This is a genomic window from Erythrobacter litoralis (genome assembly GCF_029760855.1).
GTDB lineage: Bacteria > Pseudomonadota > Alphaproteobacteria > Sphingomonadales > Sphingomonadaceae > Qipengyuania > Qipengyuania litoralis_A.
Genome location: NZ_SOSI01000006.1, coordinates 102,567 through 120,872, shown reverse-complemented (window position 1 = coordinate 120,872; position 18,306 = coordinate 102,567). Strand labels below are relative to the sequence as shown.

20 protein-coding genes are annotated in these 18,306 nt (G+C 65.7%); 1 reads left to right on the top strand and 19 read right to left on the bottom strand.

Going from position 1 to position 18,306, the window contains the following annotated elements:
- Positions 1-124: 124 nt before the first annotated feature.
- Genes E3U23_RS12140 through E3U23_RS12130 form a run of 3 tightly spaced genes read right to left on the bottom strand, consistent with a single transcriptional unit; the run spans position 125 to position 974 of the window.
- The gene (locus tag E3U23_RS12140; protein ID WP_431732688.1) at positions 125-319 is read right to left on the bottom strand and encodes a DUF6961 family protein; all 195 of its coding nucleotides are present in this window, start codon (positions 317-319) and stop codon (positions 125-127) included.
- The gene (locus tag E3U23_RS12135) at positions 316-447 is read right to left on the bottom strand and encodes a hypothetical protein (RefSeq protein ID WP_279351540.1); all 132 of its coding nucleotides are present in this window, start codon (positions 445-447) and stop codon (positions 316-318) included. The genes E3U23_RS12140 and E3U23_RS12135 overlap by 4 nt, the downstream gene beginning before the upstream one ends.
- Complete coding sequence (locus E3U23_RS12130; protein WP_279351539.1) at positions 447-974, bottom strand: thermonuclease family protein; 528 nt, start codon at positions 972-974, stop codon at positions 447-449. The genes E3U23_RS12135 and E3U23_RS12130 overlap by 1 nt, the downstream gene beginning before the upstream one ends.
- 163 nt (positions 975-1,137) lie before the next feature.
- Here E3U23_RS12130 and E3U23_RS12125 point away from each other — a divergent pair, with 163 nt between their 5' ends.
- Positions 1,138-1,347, top strand: coding sequence for a hypothetical protein (locus E3U23_RS12125; RefSeq protein ID WP_279351538.1), 210 nt, complete (start codon positions 1,138-1,140; stop codon positions 1,345-1,347).
- Positions 1,348-1,351: 4 nt separating this feature from the next.
- Here E3U23_RS12125 and E3U23_RS12120 read toward each other — a convergent pair whose 3' ends face one another.
- The 16 genes from E3U23_RS12120 to E3U23_RS12045 are packed head-to-tail and all read right to left on the bottom strand — an operon-like array spanning position 1,352 to position 18,299.
- On the bottom strand, positions 1,352-4,054 hold the full coding sequence (locus tag E3U23_RS12120; RefSeq protein WP_279351537.1) for a conjugal transfer protein TraG N-terminal domain-containing protein: 2,703 nt from the start codon (positions 4,052-4,054) through the stop codon (positions 1,352-1,354).
- An 11-nt stretch (positions 4,055-4,065) separates the two neighbouring features.
- Positions 4,066-5,502: a conjugal transfer protein TraH gene (locus E3U23_RS12115; protein ID WP_279351536.1), complete on the bottom strand. Its 1,437-nt coding sequence runs from the start codon at positions 5,500-5,502 to the stop codon at positions 4,066-4,068.
- Positions 5,492-6,304, bottom strand: a complete 813-nt coding sequence (locus E3U23_RS12110) for a conjugal transfer protein TraF (protein ID WP_279351535.1) — start codon at positions 6,302-6,304, stop codon at positions 5,492-5,494. The genes E3U23_RS12115 and E3U23_RS12110 overlap by 11 nt, the downstream gene beginning before the upstream one ends.
- The gene (locus E3U23_RS12105; protein WP_279351534.1) at positions 6,301-8,025 is read right to left on the bottom strand and encodes a conjugal transfer protein TraN; all 1,725 of its coding nucleotides are present in this window, start codon (positions 8,023-8,025) and stop codon (positions 6,301-6,303) included. The genes E3U23_RS12110 and E3U23_RS12105 overlap by 4 nt, the downstream gene beginning before the upstream one ends.
- Positions 8,022-8,777 carry a type-F conjugative transfer system pilin assembly protein TrbC gene (gene trbC, locus E3U23_RS12100; protein WP_279351533.1) on the bottom strand — a complete coding sequence of 252 codons (756 nt, stop codon included), beginning with the start codon at positions 8,775-8,777 and terminating at the stop codon, positions 8,022-8,024. The genes E3U23_RS12105 and trbC overlap by 4 nt, the downstream gene beginning before the upstream one ends.
- The gene (traU, locus tag E3U23_RS12095; protein ID WP_279351532.1) at positions 8,774-9,787 is read right to left on the bottom strand and encodes a conjugal transfer pilus assembly protein TraU; all 1,014 of its coding nucleotides are present in this window, start codon (positions 9,785-9,787) and stop codon (positions 8,774-8,776) included. The genes trbC and traU overlap by 4 nt, the downstream gene beginning before the upstream one ends.
- Positions 9,784-10,419: a type-F conjugative transfer system protein TraW gene (gene traW, locus E3U23_RS12090; RefSeq protein WP_431732686.1), complete on the bottom strand. Its 636-nt coding sequence runs from the start codon at positions 10,417-10,419 to the stop codon at positions 9,784-9,786. The genes traU and traW overlap by 4 nt, the downstream gene beginning before the upstream one ends.
- Positions 10,416-10,922 (bottom strand): S26 family signal peptidase, encoded by a 507-nt coding sequence (locus E3U23_RS12085; RefSeq protein WP_279351531.1) that lies wholly within the window; start codon positions 10,920-10,922, stop codon positions 10,416-10,418. The genes traW and E3U23_RS12085 overlap by 4 nt, the downstream gene beginning before the upstream one ends.
- On the bottom strand, positions 10,919-11,299 hold the full coding sequence (locus tag E3U23_RS12080) for a TrbI F-type domain-containing protein (RefSeq protein ID WP_279351530.1): 381 nt from the start codon (positions 11,297-11,299) through the stop codon (positions 10,919-10,921). Before E3U23_RS12080 ends, E3U23_RS12085 begins: the two co-directional genes overlap by 4 nt.
- Positions 11,292-11,699 (bottom strand): hypothetical protein, encoded by a 408-nt coding sequence (locus tag E3U23_RS12075; RefSeq protein WP_279351529.1) that lies wholly within the window; start codon positions 11,697-11,699, stop codon positions 11,292-11,294. The genes E3U23_RS12080 and E3U23_RS12075 overlap by 8 nt, the downstream gene beginning before the upstream one ends.
- Complete coding sequence (gene traC / locus E3U23_RS12070; RefSeq protein WP_279351528.1) at positions 11,696-14,245, bottom strand: type IV secretion system protein TraC; 2,550 nt, start codon at positions 14,243-14,245, stop codon at positions 11,696-11,698. Before traC ends, E3U23_RS12075 begins: the two co-directional genes overlap by 4 nt.
- Positions 14,242-14,814 (bottom strand): hypothetical protein, encoded by a 573-nt coding sequence (locus tag E3U23_RS12065; protein WP_279351527.1) that lies wholly within the window; start codon positions 14,812-14,814, stop codon positions 14,242-14,244. Before E3U23_RS12065 ends, traC begins: the two co-directional genes overlap by 4 nt.
- Positions 14,811-15,680, bottom strand: coding sequence for a DsbC family protein (locus tag E3U23_RS12060; RefSeq protein WP_279351526.1), 870 nt, complete (start codon positions 15,678-15,680; stop codon positions 14,811-14,813). Before E3U23_RS12060 ends, E3U23_RS12065 begins: the two co-directional genes overlap by 4 nt.
- Positions 15,677-16,972: a TrbI/VirB10 family protein gene (locus E3U23_RS12055; RefSeq protein ID WP_279351525.1), complete on the bottom strand. Its 1,296-nt coding sequence runs from the start codon at positions 16,970-16,972 to the stop codon at positions 15,677-15,679. Before E3U23_RS12055 ends, E3U23_RS12060 begins: the two co-directional genes overlap by 4 nt.
- Positions 16,972-17,727 carry a type-F conjugative transfer system secretin TraK gene (locus E3U23_RS12050; protein ID WP_279351524.1) on the bottom strand — a complete coding sequence of 252 codons (756 nt, stop codon included), beginning with the start codon at positions 17,725-17,727 and terminating at the stop codon, positions 16,972-16,974. The genes E3U23_RS12055 and E3U23_RS12050 overlap by 1 nt, the downstream gene beginning before the upstream one ends.
- Positions 17,724-18,299 (bottom strand): type IV conjugative transfer system protein TraE, encoded by a 576-nt coding sequence (locus E3U23_RS12045; protein ID WP_279351523.1) that lies wholly within the window; start codon positions 18,297-18,299, stop codon positions 17,724-17,726. Before E3U23_RS12045 ends, E3U23_RS12050 begins: the two co-directional genes overlap by 4 nt.
- Between the last annotated feature and the right edge of the window lie 7 nt (positions 18,300-18,306).

Sequence of the window (18,306 nt, the reverse complement as noted above, 5' to 3'; positions counted from 1 at the left end):
CGGGCCGCGGGTGATCCGCGCTTCGTCCTCGACCTGCGGAACGGACGGCGTCCGCGCAGGCGAACGCTGGAGCGACTGGAAACCTACCTCAATTCCTTCGACCAAACCGATGAGGAGATTGCGCCTATGACTGCGCCGTGCGCGCGCCAAGCTCACGAAAACGCCGGTCAACCTCGCGCCAAAGCTGCACGCCGCCTTGCTCGCCCGAGCGCGTCAGATGTTCGATCTTCGCTGCGATGAATTCAGCTCCGGCTTCGTCATGGGTTTTCTCGACCCAGAGCGTCATGCCCCAGAGCTCCTGGTCTCGCGTCAGCGTCAAAATAGCGACCAAATCGCGAGTACGAGCATCAGGACCATCGGAATGCCGAGAATCCAGGCTTCCAGCATTACCTTCCACTCGGCTTGCTCTCCGGGTGTCGGATCATTCTCGTGCGGCCAGAGGCGCATCAGCACCAGGCCTCTCGCCGTCCGGTCCACGTACGTGCCAGTCCTTCAGAGACGAGCTGGTCGCCGAGCGAGCGACCACCGCGCAAGATGACGCGCAGCTTGCGTCCGTACTGGTCTTCATCGCGATTGCCGATTGTCGCCAAGGTAAACTCACCTTCGTTGAGAAGGGCGACAAGCCGATCGCGGGCTTTGATGCCCAGATCGTATTCATAGTCGCACTTCGACTGCGAGATCTCCGGCGTATCGATATCGGCAATCCTGATCTTGGTGCCATCGAGCCAGATCGAGTCACCATCAATGACGCAGGTCCGGCGGACCATGCCGCAGACAGCAAATTCGTGCTTCTGCCGTGCCTGGGCCGAGGCCGAGCTCGATGTCCAGTTTATGCCAACAAGCCCGCCGAGCACACCTGCAAGGAGACCGCCGGCTATGAGCAAGACAGGCGTGCGACGACGGCCGGGTCCGCGCTTGCGAGCCTGAGTATGAAACTCAACGACCGTGCCTTTAAGGTCTCTGTTCTTGCTCATAATGAAGCGTTGCCCATGGCATTCTCTATCCAGATCGAACACACTTGGCCAAGTCCAACGCTCGCTTTTCCCGCGTCTTTCGGCTATTTGCGGGGCAACGACTTCGAGAGGCGAGACGGGTTAGAGAGGAGGGGGCGTCCTTGCTCGCGAAGGAGTGCTTGTTATGAATGATCCCGAGAAAATGCCACCGGCTGGCAAGGGCGACTGGGAAGGTTTGCGTGAACTCGACCGTGCGCTCGCCGAGGATCGGCTCACCTCCTATACGTGGAAGAAGACTTGGGCTGATCCTTGGGGACGGCTCAAACTAATCACTATCTTCGTGGGGCTGGCAGCTTTCGTGACGTTCGTAGTCGTGCAGGACGTGATCCTCTAACTCACTACCATTCCTTCACATCATCGGCGGCCTCGGCGGATGCGCCCTTGGCATCCCTGGTCTTCCCGTCGAGATAACTCTTTACGGTCCCAACCCGGTCACTGCCGCGGTCCTGAACCCTGTCGACTTCGCCCGCGATGTCTTCCCGGTCGCTGCCTGGTCCGCTCAGGCTGCCGGGAACCCCGCCAGGCCTGACCGAACCGCGTACTGCTCCGGCACCTCCGACCGATGGTCTGGCCACAGGCCTCGAAGCGGGGAGGGTCAGGTCATCGGCAATCTCTGCATTGAGGCGTTCAGCATAGCTTTCGACGAACCGTGCCTGCAGCTGCTGGCCCGCCGCGCTCATCTGGAAGTCGATATCGTCGAACCGCATCGGCCCGTAGTAGTCACGGTTGGCATCGATCTCGGCCATCCCCCATTCGCGGTAGGCCTGGCTGAGATTGAGCGATCCTGCGGCGTTGGCGCTCTCATACCAGCTTGCCTGGTTCTCGAGCCGGCTGGCGATCTCTTCGGCCCGGCGCGCTTCGAGCGTGTAGCTTTGCGCTTCGGTGATCGAAGTGGTGATGCCGGCGGCACTGCTCGAGACCAGCGCTTCCGAACTCGAGCTCGTCTCGCGCAGGAATCCTTCGCGCGTGCTCGACCAGTTGCGGCTGTCGGAGAGTTGGCGTAGCGCACCGGTGATCCGCGAGCGATCTTCCGAAGCGATCCCGATATCGCTGTCAGTCCAGCTTTGATTGCGCCCACCTTTGACGCCGAAAGATGCCGAGCCAGCACCCTTCTCGCCTTTCAACCCGACCCCTGCATCGCCATTGAGGAACCAAGAGACGGTGATGTCATCTGATGCGCGCCGCGACAGTCCGAATTGCTGCTGGAGCATCTTGGAGGCGCTATCGACTTCGCTGAAAGCGCTGCCGATGCTGTCGCTGGTCGAGCTGCCGCTGACGGTCTCGTTCGAGCGCGACCTTGTGTAAGCGTCGCGCAGTTCGCTGAACCGCGTGACCGCGGAACTGGTCGATTGCTGAGCGAGGTTGGAGAAGGTCTCGCTCTGGCCGCGGCTCTGGCTCGCCATGGTCGACAGCCTGCTCGAGAAATCCTGCCCGAGTGTGGGCGTGAAGGGATAGCTCGAGGTCGGCACCGCCGCGAACTCGGCATCGGGGAACCCTGTGGTCTGTGTTCCCGAGGTGCCGAACCCTCGTGTCTGGGCCGCGCCATAGGCGATGTTCGGCGCAAGGCTGGCTTGCGCGAACTGACGCGAGAACACGTTGGAGTTTTCAAGGCTGCTGTTGCCGAGCGAGACATTGCCGGTGCTCGCTTCGCGGGCGGCTTCCTCGGCCGCATTCTGGCTCGGGTTGAGATAGCTGGTGGCCTGGCCCGAGATCGCCATCGCGCCCCTGGCGACGCCGCCTGCGAGGAAGGGGATCGAAGCGACGAGGTAGCCTGCGAGAATGCCGATGTCGTTGTTGACGTCAGCCATGCCGGAGAAAGTGGCGAGGCTGAGCCCGGTGGAACCCCCTGCGGCTGCGACATCGCCTGCGCCCTTTAACATCAGGATCATGTGGAGGATGACGAACAGCGGTCCCCAGGCAGCGAGGTAGAAGAAGCCGGTGACGTAGCCCCTGAGTGCAATCGGACCGGTCCTGGGCATCAGGAACAGCGGGAAGAGCACCGGGAAGAGCGCGTAGAACACGACCGTCAGAACCACGTTAAGGATCGGCACCCATTTCATCGCATTGTGCGCGATCGAGGCATAGGTCCGTTCGGTCTGGATGTCGGCGCGGGTCTGCGCGAAGACGTCGACGCTCGAGGCGCCGCTCGCCCCGGCAAAGCCGTGCATCGCCTGGTTCATGGCATTGATCGTCAGCACCTGCCGGAAGATGCTGCTCGCATCCTTCGAAATCCCGGTGAGATACTGGTAGGCGACCGGCAGGTCGGCGATGAGCTTGGCCTTGGCGAGCGCTTCGGTCTGCTTGGGGTAGAGCTGGCGACCGGCAATTCGCGTCATCTCGTCGATCATGCCCGCCCATTGGCCCGAAAGCGCGGTGTAGGCCTCGCGGCAGGTCAGGATCGAGGCGGTAACACTGTCATCGGCCTGCCTTGTGAGGAACTTCTGCGCGCGGGCAGGGCTTCCCGGTGCAATGGTCGCCCAGATGTCATTGCTCTCGGAGAGCTCCTTCATCGAATAGCGGCCGAGCAGCAGGTCGTAGAAGACGCACTGGCGAACATGCTCGTCGAAATTGGCGGCGAACTCGGGATCGGCGATGCGCAGGGACCGCGTCGCTTCGAGCAGCCGCGCTCCATAGATCATCCCGTTCTTCGAGTAGTTGAGATCGTCGGGAAGACCGAAGACCGTCTCGGCCGAGCGGGTGAGATAGTCGCCCGCCTGGCTGGTAAAGCTCGCCATAAGCGCAAGGCCGAGCGGGACATTGGCGACGGTCGCGGGGGCAAGGCTCGGGTTCACCCGGTCGGTGACCTGCACATCCATCCGGGGCACCATCAGGCACATGTAGATGAGCGTCGCGCCGAGGAACCAGTTGAGCCAGGCGCGCCAGTCCTGGTTGAACGCGACGACGATGATCGCGAGTGCGAACCCCATTACCAGCGCGACCTGGATCAGGCTCTTGTAGCCGCCGGCGCCGGTCCATGCGGCGACGGCGTTCAAGACATTGACGATGTACTCGCCGCCGCCGGTGGTGAAGATCTCTACCATGGTGCCTCGCCTCAGGGGACGATCGAGCGCGACTGGAGACCGCGCGACCAGTCGAGCGCCGCCGACATCGAGGGCGACATCGAGGCGGCGAGCGCGTTCTCGATCATCGCGGTCTTCTCGATGATCTGCATGATCGCGGAGACCTTGGCCTGTCCGGTCGCCTGACGCTGCACCAGCCCCGAGCGCACTTCGGCGACCTGGCCGCGCCAGATTGCGAGCTTGGCTTCATCGGCGGCGATGAAGCTCGCCATCGAGCGCCCCGCTTCGGACACGATGCGGTCTAGAATGGCATAGAGCAGGTCGATGCTGGCGATCTCGGCGAGCGTGTCGCGATCGTCGGTCGGCATCCCGCGCCCATAGGCGGCCTGGACGGTGAGAATCCTGTACAGGGGCACCGAGGCGACCTGCAGCAGTTCTTTCTCGGCATTGCCGATCGCGCTGTCGGTGCGGATCGCTTCGACCATGTTGCCCATGAGGAGGGCAACGCGCGGCCGGATCGCCTTGGCATTGGCGAGGCTCATCTGCTGGAAGGTCGGGTTGAGACAGAGGTCGGTCTCGTCGCAGCGGAACACCCGCACGCTCTGGCCTTGCGTCCCGTCGAGGAGCGCGCTCACCAGCGTCGAGGAGGCATCGCCAGCAAAGGGCACGAACTTGCCTGCCTCGTCGTCCTTGGGCGGCACGTAGATCACCGTGCCGATCAGGGTCATGGCGTATTCGGCGAGGTCGCGGTCGAATGTGCCGCCGGGATTGAAGAAGGCGCTCTTTTTGAGGACGTGCCAGGTATAATTCCGCGGCACGCCGGGATTGACGTCGGCATAGTCGGCGCCGGCACCTTCGTTGGTGCTGCTCCGCTGACCGCGCGTGCCGCAGCCGTGCTTGGCCGCGGCATAGTCGGTGAAGATGCCTTCCGAATTGCCGATCGCTTCGCAGATCGCCTTGTCGGCAAGATCGCCCTTGGGCCACAGGCCCCCGACCAGTCCCTGCGCCATCTCGCAGGAATTGATCGAGAGATTGTTCATGAGCTGCGCCTTCTGCGAAAACTCCTGCATGATCTTGTTGCACTCCGGGCATACGGTATCGATCGCCAGACTGAAAGCGAAGCCGACGGCGTTGTTGGCCACGGCTTTGAGCAAAGCGACCATCTCGCTCGCATTGATGAAGGAGAAGGACCCCGCAAAGATGTCGATCCCGCCGCAGCCCGCGCGGGCGCGCGGCAGCTGGAGATTGGCCACGTTGGTGGTCTTCTGCGGGAAGCGGGTCCAGACATTGCCGAGGCTGTAATAGCCCGCCGACTGCCCTTCGAAGGCGGTCGGGCCGGTGACGTTGGCCGCCGCGCCCATATCGTCCATGAAGCGGTCCATGCTGTCACCGACATTCGCGGCGACAGGGGACGCGACCATGCTGGCGGCGGCCATCGTGAGCGCCGCATTGCGGATGCTAGTAATCATGTCCGGCTTCCTTCGAGGTGAGGAGGTAAATGCGGTCCTGGAGCTCGTCGGCCGAGAGCACGCCGTATCCGATCGGGATCGGGCGTCTGGTGACGCTGTCCCACAGGACGAGCGCCGGGGTGACCTTGGGCTCGAGGCCGAGCTTGCTGCGCTGAGTCGTCTCGACTTTGTAGTCGGGGAAATGGTGTGACGGCCCTCCGTCGGTCGAGATCGCGCGCACGGTGATCCGCCAGCGCTCGGCGACTCCCTTGACGATCGGGCTCATCACTTCGCACGGAGCGCAGGTCGAGCTGAAGAAGTAGAACAGGCCGTAGCGCTCGGAGAGATGCGTCAGCGCGCTGTCGCGTTCGGCGGCGCGCGCGTCCTGCCATTGCTTTTTGGCGAGCGCGCCGACCGGCCGCTCGAGCGTGTAGTCGAGCTCGGGATCCTGCCATATCGCGCGCTGCCAGACGTCCGAGAACAGCGAGGCCCGGTCGAGCTGGGCACGCTGGAAACGGATATAGGCCGCGACATTGGCCTCGGTCGGATAGAGGATCGCGCGCGCCTTCAGTTCGCGCAGCTCGGCGGTGATCGCGTCGAGTTCCTGGACCGCCGCGACCGGCTGCGTTGCGGGCGCATCGGGCTGTTCGACCGGTACGGGCTTCACGCAGTAGAACCAGTACCCGAGCCGTCGCCGCTCGCAGTAGAGCTCGCTTGCTGGATCGGTGCTCGCGATTGCGCCGCTGTCCTGCGCAGAGGCAGTCGGGGCAAGCGTGGTCGCGAGCGCCAGGGCCAGTCCGGTGATCGTGGGAATTCGGCTCATCGGTCGGTCCTCGCGTAATAGTCTTCGATTTTCTGCTGGATGAGGATGGAGGTCTCGAGCTCGTCGGGCAGACGCGCGGCTTCGGTGAACTCCGCGTAGACCTCGCTGAAATCCATGACGGACAGGTCGAGCCGGGCGAACTCGTCGAGCGTGAACCCGGCGCATTGCTCTTCCTTGGGCTTGGCCCATGGCTTGGGCAGCTGGCGGCGGCCCTGTTCCTGCAAGATCCGCGAGAGCCTGCTCTCGAAGCAGCAGTAGACCTTCTTCTTGGTCAGGCAGACGCCGAGGAACTTGTCCGAGCAGTATGTCCCGACATAGGCGCACAGGCCCTGCGCATCGCGTTCGTGAAGCAGCACTTCCTCGCGGTTGCAGCCGAGCGCGACGAGCAGGCTGATGCCGGGGATGAGCGGGAAGCCCTTGCCCTTGCAGCAGTTGAGCACGCCGAAAACCTTGGACGAGCAGGTATTGCGCGTGCCCTTGAACAGCGTCAGCGTCTCGGGATCGAACTGGCCGCGGGCCTCGTCCATCGCATGGAGCGCGGTGACGGCATCCTTGAACTCGTCATTGGCGGTGCGGGTGATCGTCTCGCAGCTGCCATCGATGCAGTAGACATCACCATCGCAGACATACTGCGTGGTGCTGTCTGTCCCGGGGAGCGGGCATTCGTAGATGCGCTCCCAGGTCTCGCACGGAACTTCCTCGGTGATGCATTCCTCGCGCACGAAGCGGCATGCGCCCTGGCTCTCGATATCATAGCAGTCGGTCGCCGCTTCGCGCGCGGTGCAGGTGTAGCTGCGCTGCCATTCCCAGCAGGGCCGTGTGACCGAGACGCCATCGATCACGCGGGTCTGCGGATCGGCATCGGTGCAGATCTCGGCGTCGAGCGTGCAGTCGGTGTTGTCGGCGAAGCCAGTGCACTGGCTCTCGTCTTGCGTTGTCGTGACCGTGGTCGCGGTCGTGACCTGGTAGGGCGTCTGGCCAGGAACCTGCTCGTCGCAGGTCAGCTCGGTGATCGGATCACCGGGCTCCGAACACCATGGCCTCCCGCCCGACGAACTCCATTGCAGGCAGGTGTCGCGGTGCCCGGTCACCCGGCAGGAATAACCGTCGAACCCGAGGCACTCGGGCTCGCCCGATCCGTTGAAGTCGCCGAACCGATTGCACAGATAGTGATATTGCGGGCGCTGGCTGACGGTGGCGACGAGCGGGACCACACATTGCCCCGCCGACTGATCGATCCGCGTGCCGCTGTTGCAGGTCGCGGTGTAGGTCCCGGCCGACCCGGAACCGGGCGGCAGCGGCACACACGATCCCTGGCCGCCCGAGATGGCCATGCCGCTGGTGTATTCGAGCGGGGCCTGGTTGATCGCGAGGCTGCGCGCGATCACGTCGTCGATCTCGGCCGGATCGAAGCGCGCACGGTTGGCGAGGCTGTCGCGCATCGCGCGGTAGCCCTGGTGCCCGGCCGCGGCGGCCGCCGCATTGCCCTCGATCCGGTCGGGATCGTCGGCGAGCGTCTCGAGGCCGTGCACAGCGTTGCGATCGAAGTTTGGGAGTGTGTTCGCGTCGGGCGGGGCTTGCGCGGCTTGCTGCGCTTCGCCGCGCAGGCTCTCGGCAAACGCCTTGTTGTCCGCACGTGCAGCCTGTTGCTGCGCGAGAGCCGGGTTCGGGAGCGCATCGGCGAGGAGAGCCAGAGCGATCAGTGTTCGCTTTATGCTCATCGATCGTCTCCTTCGAGCAGGGCCAGGTGAAGCCGTGCCTGGGCGGCGGCCGCGCCGCGCCCGTCGGCTAAGGTTCCGAGCACTTCTGCGACACTGATATTGCCTGCGATGCGGTCGTGCGGGGGCAAGCTGTCGGCGCAGTCGAACCCGTCGCAGGGGCTGAAATCGGCGGCCAGCACCACGAATGTCGGGGAGGCCTCGACGCGGAAGGCGCGAAACAGGCGGGGGTCGATCCCGAGAGCGCCGGCTTCCTCGCGGCTGCTCCATAGCGATGCCAGGCGCTGCTTGAAGAGGGCGCTGTTCCCTTGCGGGAAGCCTCTGAGCACCGTCACGCCGCCGGCGCGCGTGACATCGCGCACGAGGGCCTTGAGCGAGGCCTCTGGCATGCCGAGCGAGGCGAAGGCGATGAACCTCGGGCTTTGCCCAAGCGACGCGCTTTCGGCGTCGACCTGCGCCTTGATCATTGCGTCGAAATCGAGCGGGCCGTCCTGCGGCTTCCGGACAGCTGCCCCGGCATAGGTGGCACGAGCGGCGATGGCACCTTCCTGCGTTGCCCTGGCATCATCGGTGAGCGTTTCGGCACGCGTCCGGATCGTGGTCGCCAGCGCCTCGGCATCCTCGCGGTGTTCCTGTGCGCGCGCGCGGATCTGGGCGATGTCGAGCTCGGGCGCGGCATCCTGTGCCGATGCGGCGGCAAAGCCCGCAGCGATGACGAGGCTCGCGATTACAAGCAGATGGAAGGGGTTTCTCATAGCGCGCAGCAATTCCTCTTGCGCCAGACGAGGTATCCCATGTCCTCGCCGATGGCGGGGATGACCTGTCCGGGTGACTGGAAGGTGGTCGAGGCACCGATGGGCGGGCAGGCGAAGCGACCGCTCGTCGCCGGGTTGGGGTTGGTGGCCTGGAAGCGGTATTGCTGCTTCCTCATCACCGGCATCAAGTACTTGCCGCACAGGCCCTTCGAGCCCATAGTCCCCCACGAGACGAGTTCGCGGTGGAGCTTGTAGGCGAAGCGTGAGAGGACGAGGCGCGAAGCCTGGACGTGGCCTATGCTGGCCGAGACATTCCCGTTCATCGGGTACATCGAGCCCTGGCACCCGGCGCACCAGAACATGCCGTCGATCGGCAGCTTGGCGGTTGCAGCAGCGCAATCCGCCGCGCAGGCGGCAAGCGTCAGCGGGTTGGCGAAGAGCACCGCTTCGGGGTTGATGATCGCGGTGAGCTCGCTGTCCTGCCACAGCGGATCGATCTCGGAGATGTAGAGGATGTCGACCGATCCGGGCTCGAGGCAGAGGAAATCGGCGACGATCTCCATCCAGTAGATCAGCGGATAGGCGTACCAGTGGACGTGCCAGCTCGAATAATACTGGCTCGCGCCGCCCACAGCCGAAGGACCCGAGATCGAGCGGAAGCCGATATCGAAGCCCGGATCGAGTTTCATGCCGCCCAGGTTGACGAAGCACCACGGTTTCATGCTGACATCGGCAAGCCGCACCGGCTCCCAGAAGCCCATGGCGATACCGGGGCGAAGGCCGCACAGGCACAGCGGGAAGTCGGGGTTATCGGGATCGGGGCGGTTCGACGGCCAGATGTCGAGCCCGCCGATCGAGATCGGGAACAGGCACGACCAGCAGATGTCGGTGATCGGGTTGACGAACTGACCTGTGCATTTGCCGGGTCCCGCATCGGCCGATGCGGGCGAGGAAAGCATCAGCGAAAGCGTCGCGGTGAAGAGGACGAGCAAGGCGCGAATGCTGCTCATGGCTTTGCCTTTCGGGGTGGCAGCGCGATCTCGCTCACTTCGAGCACGCGGCCCTCTTGGCGCACGCGCGCGGGTACGGCCCTGATCCCGAACTTCTCGCTGAGCTTGCCGCCCTGGTCGAAATAGAAGCGCCGCTGGCGCGCCTTCATCAGCTCGAGCGGCGAGCCCCTAACAAGGATCAGCTTGGCGTTCGCGCCTTGCTTCAGGGCCCAGGCGAGCTGGTCGGGATCGTCGCCGTCGAGGAACAGAAGTTCGGCGCGCAGATCCACACTGTCGAGCGGATTGACCATTGTACCGGCGGCATGGACCAGTTCGCCTTTGCCCCCCCGAATATCGGCGGCGAGCGTGATCGTCGGATCGAAGTGCCAACTGCGCGCTTCGTGTGCGCGGACGAGGCCCGCGACGGGCTCGGGGCGGTTGACCCGGGCGATGGTTCGCGTCTTCAGTTTCTCGTTGAGCCGCGCGGTTTCGCCCGAAGCTTCCATCGTGCGGAGCTTCGAATGGATCTGTTCGAGGAGGTCGCGCTCGATGATCGGAAAGACCGCGCCGCGCTGGCCGTAGTCGCGTGCGTGCGCCGCACCCGGAACTGCAAGCAGCGCGAGTGGAGCGGCAAGGGACAGGAGATATCTCACAGGATCGCCCTCCCGCTGCCGAGGATCTGACCGCGGCAGACGAAACCGATTGCGGCATAGCGGCTGTCGAGCCCGCGCGGATGCGATGTGCCGGTGTAGAAACACCCTTGCGGGATCACGCCTTCGGGACCGGCGGCGAGCGGCACGCCGAGGCGGGTGACCGCAAGCCGCGTGGCAACCCGCTTGCCGTTGATGAGGACCGCATCGTCTTCGTGGCTCACGATATCCCCGGGGACGCCAAGCACGCGCTTGCCGAACATCTGCGGCCCTGGCCCGAAATGGCGCTCGACGAGCGCGCTTGGCGGCGGCTCGAAGAAGATCAGGCTGCCGCGCGCGATCGGGGCATCACGCTCGAGCCAGAAGGCCCAGTTGGGAAGGCTCGGGCTCGCGTTGATCAGGAAAGCGTGATTCTTGCCGAACGCGTCGAGCGGTGCCCAGGCGAGCGGGAGCAGGACGATGCCGCTGAGGAGCAGGGGGCGGCGCAGCCTGGATCTCCACTTCATGGCTGCTTCTCCTGGGAGAGCTTCCGAGCAATGCGCTGTTCGAGTTCGGGCGTGGCGTCTTCGGCGGCGCCTGCGAGCACAGCTTCGGCGACGAGAACCACGCGGCCGTCGTGGCCCATGTCGGCGACGGCGCTTTCGGCCGCCTTGAGATAGGCAAGGCTAGCGGCCTGGATCGCGGCGGGATCGGCATCGGCGCGCGCGGCATCCTCAACGAAGGCGCCGATGGTCTCGGCAAGCCGTACGGTGACGATCCGCTGGTCCGGCACTTGCACGATCTCACGGGTGATCCAGCCTGCCCAGAGCAGCGTGGTGAGTCCGGCCGCGACACCGAGCGCCTTCAGGGCCAGCGGACGCATGGAGGGTGTCAGTTCAGTCATGGGGTTGCGGTCCTTCGTTGAGGCGGCGATCGAGTCGGCGCAGGAAGGCCGGGAGGCGCAGCAGCGCGAGGCCGCCACTTGCGATCAGGAAGCCGATCTGGAGGTCTTGTGCGAAGAAACGGCGGGCGATGGGCTCGGCGGTCCGGTAGTGCTCGGCGAGGTTACCAAGCTGCGCGAACAGCGCCTCTAGGTTCCACCCTGCGAGCAGCAGAAACACGAACAGCGGAAGGCCGAGCACCAGCAGCAGCGTGCTCACCGCGAAGCCTGCCGCCTCGATCAGCACCAGGCAGGTGCCTTGCCCCAATGCGAGCCAGTTCACGGGTTGCCGGTTTCGGACGCTCCGCCTAGCAGTCGGGAGCGGCACGCGGTCGACAAGGGTGGTGGTTTCGAGAACCATCATGGATTCCTTTCCACGCCGGCGACGAGCGCGACCGCGCGCTCCAGGGGCATGCCGGTTTCGACATGGCGGTGGATCGCGGCATAGGTGTCGGGATCGGATGAGAAGACCGTCGCCGAAAGCGGATCGAGCACGAGCCTTCCGACCGCTTCGGTCTCGGGACCTTTCAGGTAGATTTCGCTGTATTCGTTTCCCGAGCGCTTGAGGCTGCGGATCAGGGTCTCGGTACGGTCGTCCATGTCGAGCCGCGCTTCCTTGCGAAAATCGGCAATCGTCTCGGGCTTCTGCTGGAGCACCAGCATCCAGTCGCTGTTTTCCAGGGCTGCCCGCGCGCCGTCGGACTTGTAGTAGTCGTTCAAGGACTGCGTCGCCGTGGCGAGCGCGCCGCCATATTTGCGCGCGGTGCGGGCATAGGTCTCGACAAACTCGCCCATCGAACCGCCCTTGAGCATCGCCCAGGCCTCGTCGATCAGCAGCAGCTTCTTGGTCGCGCGCGATGAGCGCGTCATCGCCTGGCCAGTCATGAACATGATCGCCGAGAGAACCACGCTTCGCAGTTCCTCGCGCGAGGCGAGGTCGCTCATCTCGAACACGGTGAAGTCGTCCTCGAGCGCGAAACTCGCTCTCCCGGAAAAGAACCCGGCGTAGCTGCCGCCGCGGCAGAAGGGCGCGATCGCAGTGGCAAGGTCCTTGCCCGCCTCGTTCTCGCTGGTGTGAAGCGCATGGGCGACGTCGTCGATCGCCCCGCCGCTCCCCAGCGCTTCCCAGACCTGTGTCACCGCGCGATCGATCAGCCCGCGCTCGGTGTCCGACGGTGCCGCGCTTGGCCGCGCCATCTGGCCGACGATCGCCTTGATCATCGCGAAGCAGTCGAGCCGGTAATCCTCGTCTGTGTCGGCGCGGGCATCGTCGACCAACGAGAAGGGATTGAGCGAGAAGCCCGAGGCGAGCGTGAACTCGACAAAGCGACCGCCCTGCAGCTTGACCGAATGCTCGAAGCTGCGCCCGTCGTCGATCACCACAACCTTGGCACCCGCGCCGCGCAAGGCGGCGCAGAGTTCCTGCAGCAGCACCGACTTGCCCGAGCCGGACTTGCCGCAGATCGCGATATTGTGGTTGCCGGCCGAGTTCTCGAACGGCGACCAGAAGAAAGGCTGGCCGCGCCGGCCCAGGAGCAGCAGGTGCGGGATCGGCCCGCCGAGATACTCTCCTTGCAGCGGAGCGATGTTCGCCGCGGTGGTCGAGAGCATGGTGCGGAAGCGCTTGAGGCGCGCCATGTCGTGGACCAGCCCGTCGGCAAGGCTCAGCGGGAACGCCGCGACGAGGCCCTGCAGCTGGAGGAAGCGCTCGTCGGCGAGGTCCCACCCGGCGGCCTTGTAGATCGCCTTGACCGTGCGCTCGTGCGCGTCGCCATCGCCAAGTGGCGAGATGGTGGTGACGCCGTAGAAGAGCTTCACGAGCTTCTTGCCCGCCTGGAGCTCGGCCTGGACGTGCTTCCACTCGGCCGACTGCTCGGCAAGGCGGGGCAGGAAGCGCGCGCTCTTGGTCTCCGAGAGACTGGTGGTGCGCATGAACTTGTAGCCCGCGCGCGCGGCGGCGGCTTCCTGGTCGGGAAAGTGGAGACAGAGCATGGTTGCCGCCGGGCAGGGGAAGCGAAGCTTGTCGGTGAACATGTCGCCGATCAGCCGCGCGCATTCCCAAGGCGCCCAGCGTTCGGGCGCCGAGCGCACGCCGTAGTGGCGGATGTCGAAACGGTCGGGATAGCATGCGCCGACCTGCGGGACGCCGTCGCGGCTGCGTCCGGTCTCGCGGAACCGTTCGGTCCTGAGGATCAGCCGGTCGTCCTCGACCTCGAGCTCGATGTCGCGGCGGATCGCCTGCGCATCAAGCGTGTCCTCGCGGTTCCAGTGGATCGCATCGGGCTCGCGCGCGGTGGTCGGCGAGGTCAGCTCGTCGACCAGCGCGAGCAAGCCTGCGGGCATGAGCGGTGCAGCTTCGAGCCCGAGCGAAGCGAGCATGCCGACGAGGCCGTCGCGGCATTCGGTGAGTTCGCCGTCGCTGACGCTGCCGGGGACGGGCACGCCCAGTGAGAGCACGAGCCGGACATGGCGGGCGTGGAACGGCGCATGCGCCGATCCCGACTGCCAGACGAGGTCGTAGAGCCGCTGCGTGCGGGCTCTCGCGATCGCTTCGTAGATCCCGCCCTGTTCGTAGCGCGGCGCAAACCATGGGCCGACGATGCTGCCGATCCTCGGGCTCGCGAAGTTGAGCACCTGGAGGCAGGCACCTTGGGGCAGGCTCTCGGAGAAGAACTGGCCGAGGATTTCGCCGGTGCGCTCGTCCGCCCCGATCAACGGAGTCACTTCCAGCACGAAGCCCTTCGAATGCGCGTTGCGGTAGAGCTTCGCACCCTCGTCGTAGACCCGGTAGGGCAGCCAGTCGGAGAGCATGTCGAGCGAGAAGCTCGGCCGCCCACGGTCCGCCTTGCGGGCATCGCCGAACAAGCCCGAGAGCAACGCATCGCGCGCGGTGGCAAGCGAAAGGCTCACAGCCCGTCTCCTTCCGATGTGTCAGGGTGGGGCACCCGGCCGGGGGAGGGGGGACGGCCGGGTGCCCCGGTGACCGGCGCCTCTGCGCCGGGCAGCTCCGGGTTCTGCTGGGAGGGGTTCACCAGCTGATCCGGAAGCTGCAGGGGAAAGGCGGGTGCGGTCAGGATAGGCTCGCCCTCGCCGTGCTGGACGGCGCGGCCGAGCGCGCGCAGCACTTCGCCGGTGCTGAGCGGACTGCGAAATCCCGTGCCAGGGCTGTCGGGCAGCGGGACATGGACGACCCGTGGCTCGTACTCCCGACCCAGCGCATCGCGATATCCGGCGAGCACGACCCTGAGGCTGCGCCCGCTGGTGTTGGCAGGAGCGTGGACGACCGGGGCGAGGGGGCCTGCTCCATCCGCGGACGAAACCCGGGTCGCCTGCGCGTCGATCAGCGACGTCGGGGCGCAACTGCCGCCAGGTGCACGGCAGGCGAAGTCGCCCTCGATATTGCCGCCGAGCGCGGTGCAGCCGGTCGCGATGAGAGCGAGGGCTAGCGTGGAGGCGGGGGCAGCGAGGCGCGCGTTCACCGGACACCTCCCGCTTTGGCGGCAAAGGCGCGCAGTGTCGCTGCATCGCGGTAACCGTGCAGGACGGCGCCATCGCTGGCCCGCACGATCACCGGGGTTCCGGCAAAGCCATTGTCCCTCGCAAAGGCCTCGTTGGCGTCGAGGGCCGTGGCTCTCGTGCAGGATTTCGGAGGGCTGACCGGCTTGCCTTCGTAGGCTGCATGCAGCGCTGCAACCGGATCCTTGGCACAGATCACGCTCTCGGAAAGCCTGCGGCTTGCTGCACCGAAGATCGAGATCGGGCGTTCCTCGACCTCGACCCCGGCCTTGATCAGCTCGCCTGTCAGCCGTTTGCAGTAGCCGCACTGGAAATCGGAGAAGACCACCAGCCGCGGACCCTTAGGATTGCCCCATCGGATCGCGCCCTCGGCAGGCAGCGCGGAGAGATCGACCTTAGCTGGAGCGGGCTTGGAACCGCCCATGGGCTGCTCGGCGGCTTCGCCGTGGCCTGCGGCCCTCGCGGCACCGGCAGCGAGCAGGTCGGGGTTGAGTTCGAGCAGCCGCGTCGCAGTAACATCGCGGCGCTCTTGCATGTCGTAGAGCCGTCCGACAAAGAGGTAGCGCGCCGCCTCGTCGATATAGAATAGCGTGTCGCCCGAGACGACCTCGCACCAAGGCGCAAAGGTCGTGCAGTCGAGCGCATCGATGGGCGTCTTGGGCAGGCGCAACTTGAGCGCGACCACAACGTCGCGGGCGATCGCTGCCTGTGCGGGCATGGCGGTAACGACCGAGACCCCGGCAGTGAGGACAGCGGCCGCGCTGGCCAGCGCAAGCGAGACATGGGCGACGCGGGCCTTGAGGCCTGGCCGCTGGTTGGCATAGTTCATTGGGGTGTGCTCCTGACATGGACGCCGTCGAGAAAGACGATCTCGACTGCGATGCCGGTCGGCATCTCGACGACGGGTTGGTACTGTTCTGCGCGTTCGATGAGGTATTTGCTGACCGTGTCGGCGGCTTCGCCCGCGCCCTGACCGAGGCCGCCCGCAAGTATGTCGGTCGGCGAGAGCGCTTCGCGCTTGCCGTCGCCGCCGACCTGGCCGGCAAAGATGCCGTTGGCGTTGGCGGAGAAGCCGCGCCCGAACCCGCCGACGATCCCGGCGAGCAGCGCCTGGCTGACAAGGCTACCTTCGCGGCTGACGATCCGGCCGCGCACGCCGGACTTGCCGGCAAAGGCGATGAATCCCTTGACCTCGCTGACCGCGTAGCGCCCGCCAGGCTGGGCGCAGGTCATGCGCACCAGCTTGACGTAGACCTTCTCGGCCGAGAGATCGCCGCGCGCCGCGCCGTTGACGAGGCAGCCGGTGATATCGGTGGTGAGCAGCTGGCCGCCGCGCATCACCGAGCGGGCGGGGCCGGTGATCCGCAGCACCACGGGGAGCGGATCGCTCTGGCTGACCACCCCGGTCGAGGCATCGACCCCGACGATGACCGTCGCCGGCGCATAGCTGTTGGGCGGCAGGTAATCGCGGCTTGCTTCGAGGAGGAGTGGCGGTGCGCTATCGCTTGTCTTGGGCTTGCCGGGCTTGGCGGGATCGCTGGCAAAGCTCAGGAGGCTCGCCTTGGGTTCGTCTGGGGGTCCGGACGGACCATCCAGTGGTGTGACCGGTCCTCCGGGGATCGCTGCAACTCTCGCTGGCACCGATGCGACCGGTGGCGGGGCGTTGCGCACGGTTTCGAGTTCGCTGCGCAGCGCGGCATTTTCGGCCGAGATCGCATCGATCGCCGCCTGGCCGTCGGTCAGCATGCGCGCGTTCTCACCGCGCAGCGTCTCGAGCTCCTGTTCAATCGCGGCCTTGGGCAGCTGGCTTTCCTGCAGGTCCTTGATCGCGCGGCCCTGCGCATCGAGCCGGTTGCCGTAGGTCGCCACGAACTCGCGGTTCGAGAGGTTGCGATTGACGAGGCCCCCGGTGTCGATCTCGACCGGCCCGTTGCCGTCTGCGGCCGCATCATCGTCGCCCGAGAAGATGAACAGGGCGCCGCCGATCAGCGCGATCCCGCCGATCCCGGCGAGGAGCAGCTTCTGGCGTTGGGCGATGGTCTGGTTGAGGTTGCGGCGGGCGTTGCCCTTGTCGCTGCCCCGAGCGGGCTGCTCGGTGGTAGCTTGATCCTGGTCAGCCATTATCGGGGCCCTCCCTTGGCAAAGACCAGGAAGGCGCTGGTGGCCTCTCCGGGGGCAAGGGTCTGGGCGGCGTAGGCAAAGGCTCGCGCTCCCGCGGGCGCATCGCGTCTGCCGCCGAGGTCGATCGGTTCTGCGCCAAGGTTCCTGAGGACGAAGGCCTGCCCGGTCAGCTCGGCGCCCTCGTATTGGGCAATTTGCTGGACCTCGAGATCGCCGGTCCGGCGCGGACGCGAGAGTTCGGCGCGCGCGCGGTAACCGGGCAAGACGGCATCGCTCGCCATCGCCGCTACGAGCGCGATCGCGGCATCGTCGGGGCCGCCCCTGGCGGCTTCCCATTCGCCGGCTTCGTTCTTGGCGAGCGCCGGGTTGGTGACGAACAGCTGGCTCGCCTCCTCGCCCTCGACCTTGCAGGCGAACTTGTAGACATGGCCCGCACTGCTGGTGGCGAAGAAGCTGACCCTGCCGCTCGCATATTGCAGCGGGACGGAGACGTAGATGTCGCCGCGCACGGGCTCGTGGGTCACCTCGAAATCGTTGTAGGGATAGCCGCTCGCCATCTTCGAGACATTGGCAAAGCCGTCTTGGATCAGCGCGATACGCGTGAGCGCGCCGCGGGCGAGCAAGCAGTCGATGGTCGAACCGTCGGCGGCCTCGACGAACTGGTCGGCGCGCGCCGGGACGGCGTAGGCAAGGGATGCAATCGAGAGCGCGACCGCCGTGAACGCCATGGGGAATGGCCGGGGAAGGGGCGTCATTGGTCCTGGTCCTGTGCTTGGTTTGGATCGGGAAGCTGGCGGAAACCGGCGAGCGCCAGGCTCAGGCCGCGGCGTCTCCAGGTGAATTCGAAGCTGCGCTGCTGGCTCGCGATCACTTGCGCGCCGACGAAGGTCTTGAGCGTCCCGGTGGCGGTCGACCTGAGATCCTCAGGATCCACCATCATCTTCGAGATCACGAAGGCCTGCGCGACGTCCGAGCCGCGCTGCTCCTCCACGATCGCGACGAGCTGCGCCTTGAGGCGTCCGTGCGATGCCGGGTCGGCCACCTTCAGGATTTGTTCCATCCAGTAGTCGAGGCTCTCGGGCGACCGGTTCAGGAGCATCAGCGCGGTGTCGCGGGTGACGAGCTCGAGGTAGTGCGCTTCGACCCCGCCGCTGGTAAGTGCGAGCCGTTCGGAGGTGATCGGCACCAGCACGAGGGATTCCTCGCGGGTCGCTGCTGCGCCTACTGCAAGCAGGCTGGTGAGCCCGAGCACGGCCGAAAGCGCGGCGAAGCGGTTGCGCTGCTTCAGGTGGCGCTGCGCTTCCTCATAGGCGAATTCGTCTCTCATGATGCCC